Raw genomic sequence first — 15,299 nt, 5'->3', positions numbered from 1 at the left:
TTAAAAGTTTGAAGCCGATCATAAAAAATAAAAACTGCTGACTGTCACGGATACAGTCAGCAGTTTTCACCCATCCGGAATTAATGCTGAGCAGGAATAGGAAAACCTTTCAGTGAAATAACGAAGTTTTCACCGTCTTTCTTTATTTTTGCGCCAGTATCACACCAGTCAGACGCAATACGAAAGAACTCATCACTTCCGACATTCCAGCCAAGACGTACATGCTTCACGTAGCCTGAACGCAGCAGATCGCAGGCCTCTTTGTAGTCACTGGCAGTTGACAGTTGTTGTTTCATTTTCTCTTCTTCAGAAGTTTACGTAGAGCCTTGATTTCTTTAGGAGTAAATGGAGAAACACTCTCTTCTTCCGTATGCTGATTATCAATATCCTCTTCCGATACTCCCGCCTCTTCTACTGCTTCGAACGCCAGCAGCAGCAGTTTCTCTGTCGTCACGCTTAAGTTCTCGTTATTCACTTCCGCATAGTGGCGAAGCCTTTCTTTTAGCGCGTCATCAATCTTAACGTTTAATACCGCTTTAGCCATGTTTGTCACTTCCCTTCGGAATAAGTACTTTATTTAATACACGAAGTTAACAATGTTATCCAGATATATATTTTTTTGAGTTATGCCAGAAAATAGACGGCCAATGATAAAATGCCCGACTATTATTACAGGTTTATGACAATAATATTTCAGCACGATGAAATATATATTACACGATATAGGCATAATATTATTGTGGGATAGCCGTCAAAAGTGAGAGGTGAAAGCAGGAAGATTTTATGAGGGCGGAAATGGGTGGGGGCCCTGCCAGCTACATCCCGGCACACACGTCGTCTGCCCTGGCTGCTTCCTTCCGGACCTGACCTGGTGAACAGAGTAGCGTTGCGGGAGAACCAACAGAGCCCCCATTGAGAGCGTTGATAACCAACGCGCTGGCGCATTATCCCTGTGCGAAGGCCCAATTGCAAGCCGCCAGGAACCGGATGCTGGTTTCTTGCGCAAACAGGCGCAGCAATCATGACGATCTTCGTTTACCATGGCTCTCCAGAAACTCCCCACAGGTGAAGGTATGGACGAGCACGACTCCTTTCCACAGCGCGTATGGCAAATCGTGGCTTCAATCCCGGAGGGCTATGTCACCACCTATGGTGATGTCGCGCGCCTGGCCGGTTCCCCGCGCGCGGCGCGACAGGTTGGAGGCGTCCTGAAACGGCTGCCGGAAGGCAGTACGCTGCCCTGGCATCGGGTGGTGAACCGTCATGGCGTCATCTCACTCACCGGGCCGGATCTCCAGCGTCAGCGTCAGGCGTTACTTTCAGAGGGGGTGCAGGTGTCAGGGTCGGGTCAGATCGATTTGCAGAAGTACCGGTGGGTGTATTAACCCCTCTCCCGAAGGAGAGGGGAATACCCATTACATCTGAGTGGGTGGGGTTGGCAGGGACGGCTGATTGGTCTGCGGGGCGATCGGCACTTCGGTCTGCTGCACAGGCACCAGGTTCAGGTCGATTTTGGTCCCACCGTTGTTAATCGCTTCCTGGACCGTATCGGTGATAAACACCAGCTTACCGTTGATGGTGACCGCTGCGCTCAGCAGAATACGGGCATTAGGCTGCACGTCCGACGGGTTATACGGCAACACGAAGCTAAACGGCGCCTGCTTGCCTTCAGTACGGACGGCACGCTGAGCCACGACTTTCGACGGCGCGTCGGCCAGGGAAGCATCAGACAGCGTCACCGTTAATACCGCATCCGGCGGCAACGCAACTTTCTGTTTAATCCAGATGGTACCGGAAACGTTAGGCTGCTGAATGGACTGCTGCGAAAGGGTATTAATCCCGTTCGGGTCAGCTGCTGGTACTGGCACCTGGGCGCTCTTACCGGCACAGGCGGACAACGCCACCGCAATCGCTACACCACTTAGCATAGGCACGAGTTTCATTGAAGTCTCCTTATCATCAATGCACCAGCGGGATCGATCCCATCCGATGTCGTTTCAATCACATAACGTCATTAAGTGTGGCACAACTCACTGATTAATGCCTGAAATCATCCCGATATTCAGATTATTCTACCCATCGGACCACTTTCATTTCTGCGTTATACTCTGCCTATCTTTCGCTACGGCGTTTATTGAGGACAACTATGAGTCAGGCACTGAACAATCTGCTGACATTACTGAATCTGGAAAAAATTGAGGAAGGACTCTTTCGCGGACAGAGCGAAGATTTAGGCTTACGCCAGGTCTTCGGTGGGCAAGTCGTTGGACAAGCGCTGTACGCTGCAAAGGAGACTGTCCCGGCAGACCGTCTGGTGCATTCATTCCACAGCTACTTCTTACGCCCTGGAGATAGCGCGAAACCCATCGTGTATGACGTTGAAGTTCTGCGAGACGGTAACAGCTTCAGCGCGCGCCGCGTCGCGGCCATTCAGAACGGTAAGCCGATCTTTTACATGACCGCCTCTTTCCAGGCGCCAGAGCCGGGTTATGAGCACCAGAAAGTCATGCCCCCTGCCCCCTCGCCGGACGATCTCAAATCGGAGACGGATATCGCTCGCGCCCTGGCGCATCTGCTGCCGCCGCAGGTCAAAGAGAAGTTTCTCTGCGATAAGCCGCTTGAGATCCGCCCCGTCGAATTCCACAACCCAATGAAGGGCCACACCGCCGAGCCAAAGCGTCAGGTGTGGATCCGCGCCAACGGCACCGTGCCGGAAGATTTCCGCGTCCATCAGTATCTGCTGGGCTATGCGTCTGACTTCAACTTCCTGCCGGTGGCGCTGCAGCCGCACGGCGTCGGCTTCCTCGAAAAAGGGATGCAGGTCGCGACGATCGATCACTCGATGTGGTTCCACCGTCCCTTCAACATGAATGAGTGGCTGCTCTACAGCGTGGAGAGTACGTCGGCATCCAGTGCCCGCGGGTTTGTGCGTGGGGAGTTTTATACTCAGGACGGCGTGCTGGTAGCTTCAACGGTGCAGGAAGGGGTAATGCGTAACAGAGGTTGATGTAAAAAGCCCGGTGGCGCGACGCTTACCGGGCCTACGTTTTGTGCTGTTGTAGGCCGGGTAAGGCGAAGCCGCCACCCGGCAAGACACTCAGATCATGCGTTATACGCATTCTCGCCGTGGCTGTTCACATCCAGACCTTCGCGTTCCTGCTCTTCCGGTACGCGCAGACCAACCGTCATATCCGCCAGCTTGTAGCCGATGAACGCGACAACCGCAGACCACACCACGGTGATAGCAATACTCTCCAGCTGCACCAGCACCTGATGAACCATGGTGACGCCTTCTGCATAGCCCACACCACCGAGTGATTTCGCCGCGAAGATACCGGTCATGATACAGCCGACAATCCCGCAGACGCCGTGAACGCCAAATACATCGCAAGGGTCATCCACGCGCAGCAGACGTTTCAGTGCGGTCACGCCCCACAGACCCGCCAGACCGGACACCAGGCCAACCAGCAGCGCGCCGCCTACGCCGACATAACCACACGCAGGCGTAATACCGACCAGACCCGCAATCGCCCCCGAGCAGGCACCCAGCAGGGAAGGTTTACCGCGCACCGCCCACTCGCCAAATACCCAGGAGAGGATTGCGCCCGCCGTGGCCACCACGGTGTTCACGAAGGCCAGTGCGGCAATTTCGTTTGCGGCACTGGCTGAGCCGGCGTTGAAGCCAAACCAGCCAAAGTAGAGGATCGCGGTACCGGTAAAGACCATCGGCAGGTTGTGCGGTTTGAACGCCTCTTTACCGAAGCCCACGCGTTTGCCAATCAGGTATGCGCCCACCAGACCCGCGACCGCGGCGTTAATGTGAACAACGGTACCGCCCGCGAAGTCCAGCGCGCCGTGCGTCGCCAGCAGACCGCCACCCCAGACCATGTGCGCAATCGGCACATAGGAGAGCGTCAGCCAGACCACCACGAAGATCAGGACCGCAGAGAAACGAATACGCTCAGCGAGCGCGCCCACAATCAGCCCGACGGTAATGCAGGCGAAGGAGCCCTGGAACGCCACGTGAATATACTGATAGAAGCTGCCCATCAGCGCGGTCAGTTCAATGTTTTTCAGCATCACCCAGTCGAAGTTACCAAAGAACGCGTTGCCCGTGCCGAACGCCAGCGAGTATCCGTAAACCACCCACAGCACGCAGACCAGTGCGAACGTCACGGCAACCTGCGTCAGCATGGAGAGAACGTTTTTGCCACGGATCAGGCCGCCGTAGAACAGCGCAATGCCCGGAATGGACATGAACAGCACCAGCGCGGTGCTGATCATCATAAAGGCGTTATCGGCTTTGTCAGCCACCGCTGGGGCAGCAGCCAGCGCCAGGCCCGGCAGCAGCGCCAGCGAACCCAGACCCGTTTTAAGTGTTGCTATCTTCATTTTCTCGATCCCTATCACTGTGTGCCAGGCGTTAATTACAGAGCCGCTTCGTCAGATTCGCCGGTACGGATGCGAATGACGCGCTGCAGTTCGGCAACGAAAATTTTGCCGTCGCCAATTTTGCCGGTGTAGGCCGCTTTGCTAATGACATCAATGACTTCATCAAGCTGATCGTCAGCAATCGCGACATCAATTTTTACTTTTGGCAGAAAGTTAACGCTGTATTCCGCCCCGCGATAAAGCTCGGCATGACCCTTCTGACGACCAAAGCCTTTCACTTCGGTGACAGTCAGTCCCTGAATACCCATTGAAGACAATGCTTCACGCACGTCTTCGAGTTTGAATGGTTTGATTACAACCGTAACCAGCTTCATAGATCCCCTCCAGTCAGAATTCGGTAATGGCCGCAGCTTACGCGGAAGGTACTGCAAGGGATGTGCCAGAAATGAAAACGGGAGGAAATCGCGGTGCGATGTGCGTTACACGGTCCTGATAAATGAACCGGTGAAAAAAAACGCACCATGCCGGTGCAGGGTGCGTTTCAGTTTTGCACCAACAGGAATGACTGTTAGCGCGGCGCCTCATTTTAGTGCATCAGGCGCTAAGCGACTCTTCATCACGCACGCTGGCCGCCAGCTCTTCGCCCGCCAGCTGCAGCTGGTACATCTGCCAGTAGCGCCCTTTTGCTTCCAGCAGCTCGCGGTGCGTACCGCGCTCCACGGCCTGTCCGCGATGCAGCACCAGAATAGTGTCCGCGTCGACGATGGTGGAAAGACGGTGGGCAATCACCACCAGCGTCGTATGGTCGCGTACGGCGGCCAGCGCCTGCTGAATCGCCTGCTCGGTACCGGAATCTATGCTGGCCGTGGCTTCGTCAAGAATCAGCACCTGCGGCGTTTCAATCAGGACGCGCGCCAGCGCCAGGAGCTGTTTTTGCCCCACGGAGAGATTGTTGCCCTGCTCGCCCAGCTTCGTGTTGATCCCGTCGCTGAACCCGCGCGCCAGCTCTGCCAGCTGCACCGTTTCCAGTACTGCCCAAACCTGCTCCTCCGAATAGTCCCGTCCCAGGGTTACGTTGGCAAAGAAGGTATCGGCCAGTACGACCGGATCCTGCTGCACCATCGCAACGCCTTTGCGTAACACCGTGTGGCTAAGAGACGCGAGCGGGCGCCCGTCGAGGCGGATTTCGCCTTGCGTGACCGGGTAGTAGCCCATCAACAGGCTGGCGAGCGTGCTTTTACCGCTGCCGGTATGACCCACCAGCGCGACGAAACCGCGCGACGGAACGTCAAGCGTGATGTCCTGCAACACCAGACGGTCTTCACGATAGGCAAACGAGACGTTATCAAAGGCGATAGTCCCGCTTTGCAGAGGTCGCTCATCATTGCCGTAGGCCTGACGCGGCCTGTCCATCAGCTCAAAGACACGCTCACCGGCGACGACCGCCTGTTGCAGCATCGATTGCTGCGTAGTGAGCTCGATCAGCGGCTCGTTGAGGCGTCCCAGATAGCTAATAAAAGCGTACAGCACGCCCACCTCAATCGTACCGTTTGAGCTCAGGCCAAAGAGCATCAGCAGCCCACACAGCACCAGCGCTGAGAACAGGCTCAACAGCGGTCGCAGCAGGAAACCGTCCAGGCGCAGCGTCTGCATACGCGCCATATAGTGTGAACGGCTGGCTTCGCCCATGCGCTCGCCAAAGCGCGCCTGCTGGCGGAACTGCTGGATGACGCTCATGCCGTTAATCACTTCGTTGAAGCCATCGTTGATATCGGCCAGATAGGCGCGAACCCGACGCACAATCGGCGTGCTGTAACGCTGGTAAATCACCATGACGATCAGCACCGCCGGGAAGATGGTGATCGCCACCAGCGCCATGCGCCAGTCGAGGCTGAACATCGCCACCAGCATCGCGCCAATCAGCGCCGCGCTGCGTAATACCGTCGCAACCACGGTCACGTACAGATCGCGGATCACCTCGGTATCGTTGGTTACGCGCGAAATCACCTGCCCGACCGGCTGGATATCAAACTCGCTGAGCGGCTGGCGAAGCGCCGCGTCCATGACATCGGTACGCAACTGCTGAACAACGCCCACGGCGGCCCGGTTAAACAGCAGCGACTGAGCATAATGCAATCCTGCCGCCGTCAGCTGTAAGCCAACGTAGGCCACGCCTAACCCCGCCACCAGCCCGAGCGGCAGGTAGCTTTTGGCGACCATATTATCGATGAAGTAGCTGATGAGCAGCGGACCGCTCACTTCGGCAATCGCCGCAATCCAGAGTAAAAGCACGGCCACCGAGAGCGGTTTACGCCACGGTGAGCCGTAGGCCAGCAGACGTTTAAGCGTCGGCCACATCGTTCCGAGCTTACGCATTGGCGGCCTCCTGATCCTGCTCCGGCGCATCGTCAAGCGCCGCTTCAAGCTGTTGATAGCGGTACATATCGCGATACCAGCCCGGCTGCTCGGCCAGCGCGTCATGCTGCCCGCGCTGGGCAATATGGCCGTGCTGCAATACCAGAATTTCGCTGGCTTCGGTAAGCGCTGACAAACGGTGGGCACTGATGATTATCGTGCGTCCGTCCCCCCACTGGCGCAGGTTATGCAGGATCTGATGCTCGGTACGGCCATCCACGGCGGAGAGCGCATCATCCAGGATCAGGATTTCCGCATTCAGCAGCAGCGCGCGGGCAATGGAGATACGCTGTTTTTGCCCGCCGGACAGCATGACGCCGCGTTCCCCGACTTCGGTGTCGTAGCCCTGCGGCAGGCGCAAAATGTCATCATGCACGCTGGCCAAACGTGCCACATGCTCGATCTCTTCCTGCGTTGCCGCCGGGCAACCAAGCGCGATGTTGTTCGCCACGGTGTCAGAAAAAAGAAACGGCGTCTGGCTGACAACCGCCAGGCGACCACGCCACTCATCCAGCAGCAGGCTGGTGAGCGGAATATCATGGAAGCGAATATCGCCCTGCGTGACGTCAAAGTGGCGCTGGAGCAGCGACAGCACGGTACTTTTACCGGATCCCGTCGGGCCACAGATGCCCAGCATCTGGCCAGGCTGCAGCGTAAAGCTGACGTTCTCCAGCACCGGATGCTCCGTATGCGGATAGACAAACTTGCGGATGTCGACATGCATGACGCCGCGCCCTTCCGGTACGGCTTCGCTACCGTCGATGACCACCGGCGCTTCGGCCAGCATGGCGCGAATGCGACTATAGGCGGCACTGCCGCGCTCCACAATGTTAAACATCCAGGCCAGCGCCAGCATCGGCCAGATCATCAGCCCCAGATACATGGCAAAGCTGGTCAATTGCCCCAGGGTGAGCGTGCCCTGTACCACCATCCAGCTGCCGCCGCCAATGGCCAGCAGGTTTGCCATGCCGATTGCGATATAGATCGTCGGGTCAAAGCGAGCATCAATACGCGCGACGCGCATGTTCTTCGCTCCCGTGTCCGCGGCATCGGCCGCAAACAGCGCTGATTGCCGGTCCTCCAGGCCAAACGCTTTGATCATGCGGATGCTGGTCATGCTCTCCTGGGTGCGATCGTTCAGCGACGAAAACGCCGCCTGCGCCAGCTTGAAGCGCTCGTGCAGCTGTTCACCATAGCGATTGATCGCCAGCGCCATGATCGGCATCGGCAGCAGGGCCAGCAGGGTCAATTGCCAGCTGATCTGCGTGGACATGACGATCAGCACCGCACAGCCCATCACCAGCGAGTCCACCAGCGTCAACACCCCTTCCCCGGCGGCAAAGACCACGCGGTCAACGTCGTTAGTGGCGCGTGCGATAAGATCCCCGGTGCGGTGGCGCAGATAGAATTCGGGATGCTGTCGGCTCAGCTGGTGATAAAAATCTTCGCGCAGCTCAACGGCCAGCTGATAGGACGCACCAAACAGCAGCACGCGCCAGACGTAGCGCAGCAGATAAACAATGACCGCCGTCAGCACCAGCGTGCCAACCCACATCAACACCCGTGCGGTGGTGTAATGCTGTTCGGTGACGCCATCCACGACGTAGCCCACCACTTTCGGCGGAATCAGCTGCAGGATGGCAATGATAATAAGCAGGGCGACTGCACCGAGGTAGCGTTGCCACTCCCGACGAAAGTACCAGCTTAATTGGGCAAATAATCGCACGCGGTTTGTTCCTGAAGGTATTTTACGAAGTTATTCAATAGGTAATGCTGTGGTGTATTTAATCTGTTCCATGGCGAAGCTTGAGGTGACGTCCGATAACCCCGGCACGCTGTTCACCAGCCGCTTGTAGAAGTCATCATAGCGCTTCATGTCGGCCACCTGGACGCGCATCAGGTAATCGTACTCGCCGGCCATGCGCCAGAAACCGAGCACTTCGGGCATCTCAGACACCTGGGTGACGAAGCGGCAATACCACTCGCTGCTGTGATGCTGGGTTTTTATCAGCACAAATGCCGTCAACCCAAGCCCCAGTTTTTCGGGATCTAACAGCGCGACGCGCCCCAGAAGAATGCCGTCATCTTCCAGCTTCTTAAGACGCTTCCAGCACGGGGTGGTGGTCAGATTAACGGCATCTGCCAGCGCCTGCAAAGAGAGGGTACAGTCACTTTGCAGCAATGAAAGGAGCTTGCGGTCAATTTTATCTAGCATACCCACCTCACAGAGAAAATTTTTCTCCCTTCATTCTATTTTAAAGGCCAGATAGCAACAATTTTTTCTGTGCTTTTCGCTATGCTAGGCACAAAATGACAAACGGATAACGACGATGAATAGCACCTGGGTTAAACATGCGATCAGCGAAATCAATGCCGACTATCAGCGCTCGGCGGATACGCACCTGATTCGCCTTTCCCTGCCGGGATTTGACGGCATTCAGCTCTATCTGAAAGATGAAAGCACCCATCCTACCGGCAGCCTGAAGCATCGCCTGGCGCGCTCGCTGTTTTTATACGGTTTATGTAACGGCTGGATTAAAGAGGGTACCACCATTATTGAATCCTCTTCCGGTTCAACGGCAGTATCCGAAGCCTATTTCGCCCGCCTGCTGGGTCTGCCGTTTATCGCGGTGATGCCCTCCTGCACCGCAAAACGCAAAATCGAGCAGATCGAATTTTACGGCGGTCGCTGCCACTTTGTGGAAAGCGCCTGCGAAATCTACGCCGCCTCCGAAATGCTGGCCCGTGAGCTGAACGGCCACTATATGGACCAGTTCACCTTCGCCGAGCGCGCGACGGACTGGCGCGGGAATAACAACATTGCCGACAGTATCTTCCGCCAGATGACCCACGAACCGCATCCGGTTCCGTCGTACATTGTCATGAGCGCCGGTACCGGCGGCACGTCAGCCACGATCGGACGCTACATCCGCTGTCAGGGCTACGATACCCAGCTGATGGTGGTTGATCCGCAGAACTCCGTGTTCCTCGACTACTGGCAAAACCGCGATGCCGACCTGCGCAGCCCGGTAGGCAGCAAAATTGAAGGCATTGGTCGTCCGCGCGTCGAGCCCTCTTTCATCCCCGATGTGGTGGACGAGATGATGCGCGTGCCGGATGCCGCCAGCGTGGCAACTGCTCACTGGCTGGAGACGCAACTGGGCCGCAAAGTGGGTGCCTCGACGGGCACCAATATGTGGGGTGCGCTGCAGCTTGCCGCACGCATGCGCGAAGCGGGCCGCAGCGGTTCCATCGTCACGCTGCTGTGCGACAGCGGCGAGCGTTACCTTGATACCTACTACAATGCGGAGTGGGTGCAGGCTAACATCGGTGACATCGCCCCCTGGAAAGCGCAGATTGCGCAGCTGCTGAAATAAAAAAAAGCCAGACCGAAGTCTGGCTTGCTGGAAGGGTCTCACTATTCGGGGGAATAGGGGAGGTTGTTATTGTCCAGCCAATGCGTCAAAAAATGGGACACTGCTTCATTACGGCAGTGACCAATAACCGGCAGATGAGGAAGTTCTGCTTTCAGCTGCGCCATCGCATTCCCCATGATCAGACCGCGACCTACGCTACCCAGCATTTCGCGGTCGTTCATGGCGTCGCCGAACGCCATACACTCCTGCAGCGTTAATCCCAGGTGGTCGCTCAGCACCGCCAGAGCGGAACCTTTGTTACAGCCCACCGGCAGCACTTCCAGGCAATCCACCGCCGAGAAGGTCAGGTGTGCCCGGTCACCCAGCGCCTCATTCAGTTGAATCCGTAAGCGACAGAGATCGTCGTGATCGCCGCAGAAGCAGATCTTGGTCACCGCATGGGCGGGGATCCGACGCAGATCGATAAGCTGATATGTAAAACCGCTATACACATGCGCGTGCAATAATTCCGGGATGTCGCTTCCGGTAAACCAGCCCCGATCGTTGAACACGTGAATACTGGCCTGCGTGTCCCAGGTACTGTGCAGCACGATGTCCGCCACTTCCGGGTTGAGATCCTGTCGGTGCAGCACATCGCCTTCTACGGAGTGAATTCGCGTCCCGTTGCCGGTGATCAGAAAGGCGTCGAGGGAAAACGCGCCCAGCAGGTGGCGCATCTCCAGCACATGGCGGCCAGTGGCAAACGTCAGGGTGACATTACGCTCGTGCAGACGCTTCAGCGTGTTCAGGGTTTTCTCCCCTAAACGGTGATCCGGCATTAACAGCGTACCGTCCATATCAAATGCAGCGAGCCGAGCCATGATTACTCCCGAAATGTGATGCGGTTAACTTGTGCAACAGTATCGTGTGAGATATACGGAAGTAATAGTGAAAAGATGATAATTATTGTTCCGGGTTTAGCATGCGCCAGCTCAATCGACTTAATCAGTATCACCGGCTCTGGCAGCCTTCCGAGGGTGCAACGCAACAGGTCACCATCAGCGAGCTGGCCGCCCGCTGTTTTTGCAGCGAGCGGCATGTCCGAACGCTGCTGCGTCAGGCACAGGAGGCGGGCTGGCTGAGCTGGCGAGCGCAGTCCGGCCGCGGTAAACGGGGTGAACTGACGTTCCATGTCGCGCCTGAATCTCTGCGCAATACCATGATGGAGGAGGCGCTGAGGCGGGGAGAACAGCACAACGTGCTTGAGCTGGCCCAGCTCGCCCCCGACGCATTGCGATCATTGCTGCATCCCTTTTTAGGCGGGCAGTGGCAAAACGATACGCCAACGCTGCGCATCCCCTATTACCGCTCGCTGGATCCGCTTCATCCGGGTTTTTTACCCGGTCGGGCGGAACAGCATCTGGCAGGACAGATCTTTTCAGGACTGACGCGCTTTCACGGCAACAGCAGTGAACCGACTGGCGACCTTGCCCATCACTGGGAGGTGTCGGCGGACGGTTTGCGCTGGCATTTTTATATTCGTTCCACCTTACACTGGCATAACGGCGATAAGGTCGAAACCGGACAGCTTCAGCAAAGCCTGAATGCGCTTTTTGCCTTGCCCGCCCTGCGGAAACTGTTCCAGAGCGTCCTGCGCATTGACGTCACACACCCTCAGTGTCTGACGTTCACGCTGCACCAGCCGGACTACTGGCTGGCACACCGCCTGGCCACCTACTGTAGCCGGCTTGCACATCCCGAACAGCCCATGACGGGCTGCGGCCCCTTCAGGCTAAGCGTATATGAGCCCGATCTTGTCCGTCTGGAAAGCCACGAGCAGTACCATCTCAGCCACCCGCTGCTTAAGGCTATCGAATATTGGATCACACCGACGCTGTTTGACTATGGGCTGGGTACCAGCTGTCGCCATCCGGTGCAGATCGCCATTGGCGAGCCGGATGAACTTGAAAGCCTGCGCCTGGTGACGAACAGTACCAGTCTTGGCTTTTGCTATCTCACCCTGAAGCAAAGCCCGCGGCTGAGTGAAATGCAGGCACGACGGCTCATCAACATCATTCATCTCTCATCGCTTCTGCATACGCTACCGCTTAACGAGGGGCTGATTACCCCAACAGAGGAATTACTGCCCGGATGGGCGATCCCTCAGTGGTCGGATCTGGCACATGTCCCCCTGCCGGAGACCTTAACCCTGATTTACCATTTGCCAGTTGAGTTGCACACGATGGCGCGTCAGCTAAAACAGTACCTTGCACAGCAGGGCTGCGAGCTAACGGTTATCTTTCACGACGCAAAAACCTGGGACGGATGCCAGCAACTGGCGGACGCGGATCTCATGATGGGTGACAGGCTGATTGGCGAAGCGCCGGAATATACGCTTGAGCAGTGGCTACGCTGTGATGCCCTCTGGCCACACCTGCTGAGCGCGCCGCAATATGCCCATCTGCAGGCCACGCTGGATGCGGTACAGACTCAGTCTGATGAGCAGGCCAGACATGCCGGACTGAGGGCCATTTTCTCCGGACTCATGGAAAAGGCGGTGATCACCCCACTGTTCAATTATCAATACCAGATCAGCGCCCCGCCGGGTGTCAACGGCATACGCCTCAACACTCGCGGCTGGTTTGACTTTACCGAAGCCTGGCTGCCCGCCCCCAAAGCGTGAAGAAGCTGGTCGCCGTCGTGGTCAGACGGTAACATAACGTTTTTACCGTAACAGTCGAGATGATTTATGAAACGTGCCGTCGTCGTGTTCAGCGGAGGACAAGATTCTACTACCTGCCTGGTTCAGGCTCTTCATCAGTACGATGAAGTTCACTGTGTGACTTTCGATTATGGTCAGCGTCATCGCGCTGAGATCGACGTTGCCCGTGAACTGACCCTGAAACTGGGGGCACGCGCGCACAAGGTGCTGGACGTTACGCTGTTAAATGAACTGGCCGTGAGTAGCCTCACCCGGGACAGTATTCCCGTCCCGGACTACGAACCCGATGCCAGCGGCATTCCGAATACCTTCGTGCCGGGCCGTAATATCCTCTTCCTGACCCTGACGGCGATCTACGCCTACCAGGTGAAAGCCGAAGCGGTGATCACGGGCGTGTGTGAAACAGATTTCTCCGGCTACCCGGACTGTCGTGATGAGTTCGTGAAGGCGTTAAACCACGCCGTCAATCTGGGGATGGCGAAAGAGACGCGCTTTGAAACCCCGCTGATGTGGCTGGATAAAGCCGAAACCTGGGCGCTGGCGGACTACTGGGGCAAGCTGGACCTGGTTCGCAGCGAAACCCTCACCTGCTATAACGGCATCAAAGGCGACGGTTGCGGCCAGTGCGCCGCCTGTAATCTGCGCGCGAATGGGCTGAATCACTATCTGGCCGATAAAGCCGGCGTGATGGCCGCTATGCAGAAAAAAACCGGGCTTAAATAGGGCTACTTAACCGTGCTGTCGAACAGTTTCACGCCGGCAGCACGGGTGACTTTCATCAGCGTTGTCAGCGTTGGGTTGCCGTTGTCTGATAAGGTTCGGTATAGCTGCTGACGAGACAGGCCTGATTTAGCAGAAATTTCTCCGATGCCACCTCGTGCTTCGATCACCTGGCGGAGTGCAATGAGATAGGCAGGGATCCCCTGGTCTTCATAGATTTCTTCCAGGGCTGTTTGCAAATAACGCTGAGCGTAGGAAGGATTCTCTCGTAGCATTTTCACAACAGCATCATGATGGCTAACAGAACTCGAATATTTTCGTTCAGTGGCGCTCATTCGATTGTCCTTTTATTTGATGATCTTTCCAGTAATCTATTGCCAGTTTGATATCCGCTTTTTGGCTCTTTTTGTCACCACCGATAAGTAACAATAAAACCTGCCGATTCTCTACTGCAAAATAGATTCTGTAGCCGGGGCCACTGTCGACTCGCATCTCCCAAACACCTTCCCTGAGGTATCTGTAATCGCCAAAATTACGTTTTATTGCACGGTTGATCCGCATAAGGATCCGGAAAACCGTATCCGGATCCCTTCTATTCATTCTGGCTACCCACTCCTCAAACGGCACTTTCCCGTCACGGGTCCGGTAACGTTCAACAACGTAGTCCCTGTCCATTATTCTATCCCTGAAAAACTCTTTTGTCTTTTATAAAAGACAAATTCCTACGCGATCATCAGCTCCAGCTTTTCGCGCAATTCCCCTTCCAGCGGCAGCGCTTTCTGCGTTTTCAGATCGATGCAGACAAAAGTAATCAGCGCATCAGCGACCACCTGCCCTTCGGGATCGAGCGTCACCACCTGGCTTAACACGCCGCTTTTGCCATTGATCTGCTGCACCTGGCTGGTCACCGTGAGTACATCGCCCAGCACGGCCGGACGACGGTAGTTGATGTTGATATTGACGACCACGAACGCGATGTTATGCGCGGTCAGCCACTGAAAGCTTTCGCTGTTTTCCAGCCCGTCCCAGCGCGCTTCCTCAAGAAACTCCAGGTAGCGGGCATTGTTCACATGCTGGTAAACGTCGAGGTGAAAACCGCGTACTTTAATTTTTGTCTGCATAGCGCAATAGCCTTTACTGTTATTGTAGGATGAGAGGTCATAACTGGTATGACCTCTTTATCCTGGCAAATTTTTGCCGCAGTGCAAGAAATTGCGTGATTACAACGTCAGGTGTGAGAGGTTGCGCTCAACCAGCGCGCTCCCCATGCCCGGAACCTGTTTGAGATCGTCGACCGTTTTGAAAGGACCATACTCTTCACGATAGCTGACGATAGCCTGCGCTTTTTTCAGTCCGACGCCATTCATCACGCGGGCGAGATCCTCGGCAGAGGCTGAATTGATGCTGACCCGCGTACCATCATCGTCCGCATTTTTACCGGCTTCGGTCGCTTTAGTCTGCCCTTGCGCCGGCATCGCTGCGTCGGATTTGCTCTGTGTCGTCTGTTGTTTGGCGGCAGGCGTCGCCGCCAGCGCCCCCGCGCTCATCCCGGTGGTGGCAATAGCCAGCGTAATTAACAGTGCTTTGATTCCACATTTCATGCTGTTATCTCCTTGTTTGTTGACAGCCCCGTCACGATAGCCGCCCGAGAAAACCGGCACAAACAGCAGAGTGCAGAAATGGAAAAGGCCGCG

The 15,299-nt window shown here is 56.1% G+C and carries 17 protein-coding genes, 1 other RNA gene and 1 pseudogene; 5 read left to right on the top strand and 14 right to left on the bottom strand.

Annotated elements, in window-relative coordinates:
• Window positions 1–80 precede the first annotated feature (80 nt).
• From KGP25_RS05485 to ffs, 3 genes are all read right to left on the bottom strand, one after another.
• Window positions 81–296: a hypothetical protein gene (locus KGP25_RS05485; RefSeq protein ID WP_008503298.1), complete on the bottom strand. Its 216-nt coding sequence runs from the start codon at window positions 294–296 to the stop codon at window positions 81–83.
• Window positions 293–544: a hypothetical protein gene (locus tag KGP25_RS05480; protein WP_223540079.1), complete on the bottom strand. Its 252-nt coding sequence runs from the start codon at window positions 542–544 to the stop codon at window positions 293–295. The genes KGP25_RS05485 and KGP25_RS05480 overlap by 4 nt, the downstream gene beginning before the upstream one ends.
• Before the next feature lie 262 nt (window positions 545–806).
• Window positions 807–903, bottom strand: an RNA gene (gene ffs / locus KGP25_RS05475) — signal recognition particle sRNA small type.
• An 84-nt stretch (window positions 904–987) separates the two neighbouring features.
• On the opposite strand from ffs, the pseudogene KGP25_RS05470 reads away from it, so the two are divergent.
• Window positions 988–1,385: pseudogene (locus KGP25_RS05470) on the top strand (MGMT family protein).
• A 30-nt stretch (window positions 1,386–1,415) separates the two neighbouring features.
• Here KGP25_RS05470 and KGP25_RS05465 read toward each other — a convergent pair.
• A complete protein-coding gene (locus KGP25_RS05465) occupies window positions 1,416–1,943 on the bottom strand; it encodes a YbaY family lipoprotein (protein WP_045909766.1) in 528 nt (175 codons plus the stop codon).
• 203 nt (window positions 1,944–2,146) lie between these two features.
• On the opposite strand from KGP25_RS05465, the gene tesB reads away from it, so the two are divergent.
• The gene (gene tesB, locus KGP25_RS05460) at window positions 2,147–3,007 is read left to right on the top strand and encodes an acyl-CoA thioesterase II (protein ID WP_023293157.1); all 861 of its coding nucleotides are present in this window, start codon (window positions 2,147–2,149) and stop codon (window positions 3,005–3,007) included.
• Window positions 3,008–3,102: 95 nt separating this feature from the next.
• On the opposite strand, the gene amtB is transcribed toward tesB, so the two are convergent.
• The 5 genes from amtB to KGP25_RS05435 all read right to left on the bottom strand — a co-directional run bounded on the left by amtB (window position 3,103) and on the right by KGP25_RS05435 (window position 9,022).
• Window positions 3,103–4,392: an ammonium transporter AmtB gene (gene amtB, locus KGP25_RS05455; protein ID WP_047074530.1), complete on the bottom strand. Its 1,290-nt coding sequence runs from the start codon at window positions 4,390–4,392 to the stop codon at window positions 3,103–3,105.
• Window positions 4,393–4,427: 35 nt separating this feature from the next.
• Complete coding sequence (glnK, locus tag KGP25_RS05450; RefSeq protein WP_008503304.1) at window positions 4,428–4,766, bottom strand: P-II family nitrogen regulator; 339 nt, start codon at window positions 4,764–4,766, stop codon at window positions 4,428–4,430.
• A gap of 220 nt (window positions 4,767–4,986) precedes the next feature.
• Window positions 4,987–6,768 (bottom strand): SmdB family multidrug efflux ABC transporter permease/ATP-binding protein, encoded by a 1,782-nt coding sequence (locus tag KGP25_RS05445; protein WP_048030098.1) that lies wholly within the window; start codon window positions 6,766–6,768, stop codon window positions 4,987–4,989.
• Window positions 6,761–8,533: a SmdA family multidrug ABC transporter permease/ATP-binding protein gene (locus KGP25_RS05440; RefSeq protein ID WP_223540078.1), complete on the bottom strand. Its 1,773-nt coding sequence runs from the start codon at window positions 8,531–8,533 to the stop codon at window positions 6,761–6,763. The genes KGP25_RS05445 and KGP25_RS05440 overlap by 8 nt, the downstream gene beginning before the upstream one ends.
• A gap of 30 nt (window positions 8,534–8,563) precedes the next feature.
• On the bottom strand, window positions 8,564–9,022 hold the full coding sequence (locus KGP25_RS05435) for an Lrp/AsnC family transcriptional regulator (protein ID WP_008503307.1): 459 nt from the start codon (window positions 9,020–9,022) through the stop codon (window positions 8,564–8,566).
• 115 nt (window positions 9,023–9,137) lie between these two features.
• Between KGP25_RS05435 and KGP25_RS05430 the strand changes: the two genes are divergently transcribed.
• Window positions 9,138–10,184, top strand: coding sequence for a PLP-dependent cysteine synthase family protein (locus KGP25_RS05430; protein ID WP_048030096.1), 1,047 nt, complete (start codon window positions 9,138–9,140; stop codon window positions 10,182–10,184).
• Window positions 10,185–10,225: 41 nt separating this feature from the next.
• Here KGP25_RS05430 and cof read toward each other — a convergent pair whose 3' ends face one another.
• The gene (gene cof / locus KGP25_RS05425) at window positions 10,226–11,044 is read right to left on the bottom strand and encodes an HMP-PP phosphatase (protein WP_045909771.1); all 819 of its coding nucleotides are present in this window, start codon (window positions 11,042–11,044) and stop codon (window positions 10,226–10,228) included.
• 101 nt (window positions 11,045–11,145) lie between these two features.
• On the opposite strand from cof, the gene KGP25_RS05420 reads away from it, so the two are divergent.
• The gene (locus tag KGP25_RS05420; RefSeq protein WP_045909772.1) at window positions 11,146–12,846 is read left to right on the top strand and encodes an SgrR family transcriptional regulator; all 1,701 of its coding nucleotides are present in this window, start codon (window positions 11,146–11,148) and stop codon (window positions 12,844–12,846) included.
• A 66-nt stretch (window positions 12,847–12,912) separates the two neighbouring features.
• Window positions 12,913–13,608, top strand: coding sequence for a 7-cyano-7-deazaguanine synthase QueC (gene queC / locus KGP25_RS05415; RefSeq protein ID WP_155020534.1), 696 nt, complete (start codon window positions 12,913–12,915; stop codon window positions 13,606–13,608).
• Window positions 13,609–13,610: 2 nt separating this feature from the next.
• On the opposite strand, the gene KGP25_RS05410 is transcribed toward queC, so the two are convergent.
• The 4 genes from KGP25_RS05410 to KGP25_RS05395 all read right to left on the bottom strand — a co-directional run bounded on the left by KGP25_RS05410 (window position 13,611) and on the right by KGP25_RS05395 (window position 15,206).
• Window positions 13,611–13,940 carry an addiction module antidote protein gene (locus tag KGP25_RS05410; RefSeq protein ID WP_028012165.1) on the bottom strand — a complete coding sequence of 110 codons (330 nt, stop codon included), beginning with the start codon at window positions 13,938–13,940 and terminating at the stop codon, window positions 13,611–13,613.
• Window positions 13,927–14,280 (bottom strand): type II toxin-antitoxin system RelE/ParE family toxin, encoded by a 354-nt coding sequence (locus tag KGP25_RS05405; RefSeq protein ID WP_069720235.1) that lies wholly within the window; start codon window positions 14,278–14,280, stop codon window positions 13,927–13,929. The genes KGP25_RS05410 and KGP25_RS05405 overlap by 14 nt, the downstream gene beginning before the upstream one ends.
• Before the next feature lie 47 nt (window positions 14,281–14,327).
• On the bottom strand, window positions 14,328–14,726 hold the full coding sequence (locus KGP25_RS05400; protein ID WP_024906822.1) for a YbgC/FadM family acyl-CoA thioesterase: 399 nt from the start codon (window positions 14,724–14,726) through the stop codon (window positions 14,328–14,330).
• 99 nt (window positions 14,727–14,825) lie between these two features.
• A complete protein-coding gene (locus tag KGP25_RS05395) occupies window positions 14,826–15,206 on the bottom strand; it encodes a helix-hairpin-helix domain-containing protein (protein WP_045909776.1) in 381 nt (126 codons plus the stop codon).
• Window positions 15,207–15,299 lie beyond the last annotated feature (93 nt).

This window comes from Enterobacter sp. JBIWA003 (genome assembly GCF_019968825.1).
GTDB lineage: Bacteria > Pseudomonadota > Gammaproteobacteria > Enterobacterales > Enterobacteriaceae > Enterobacter > Enterobacter quasiroggenkampii.
Note: the sequence above shows the minus strand (reverse complement) of the source record. Positions and strands in the feature narration are given on the sequence as shown.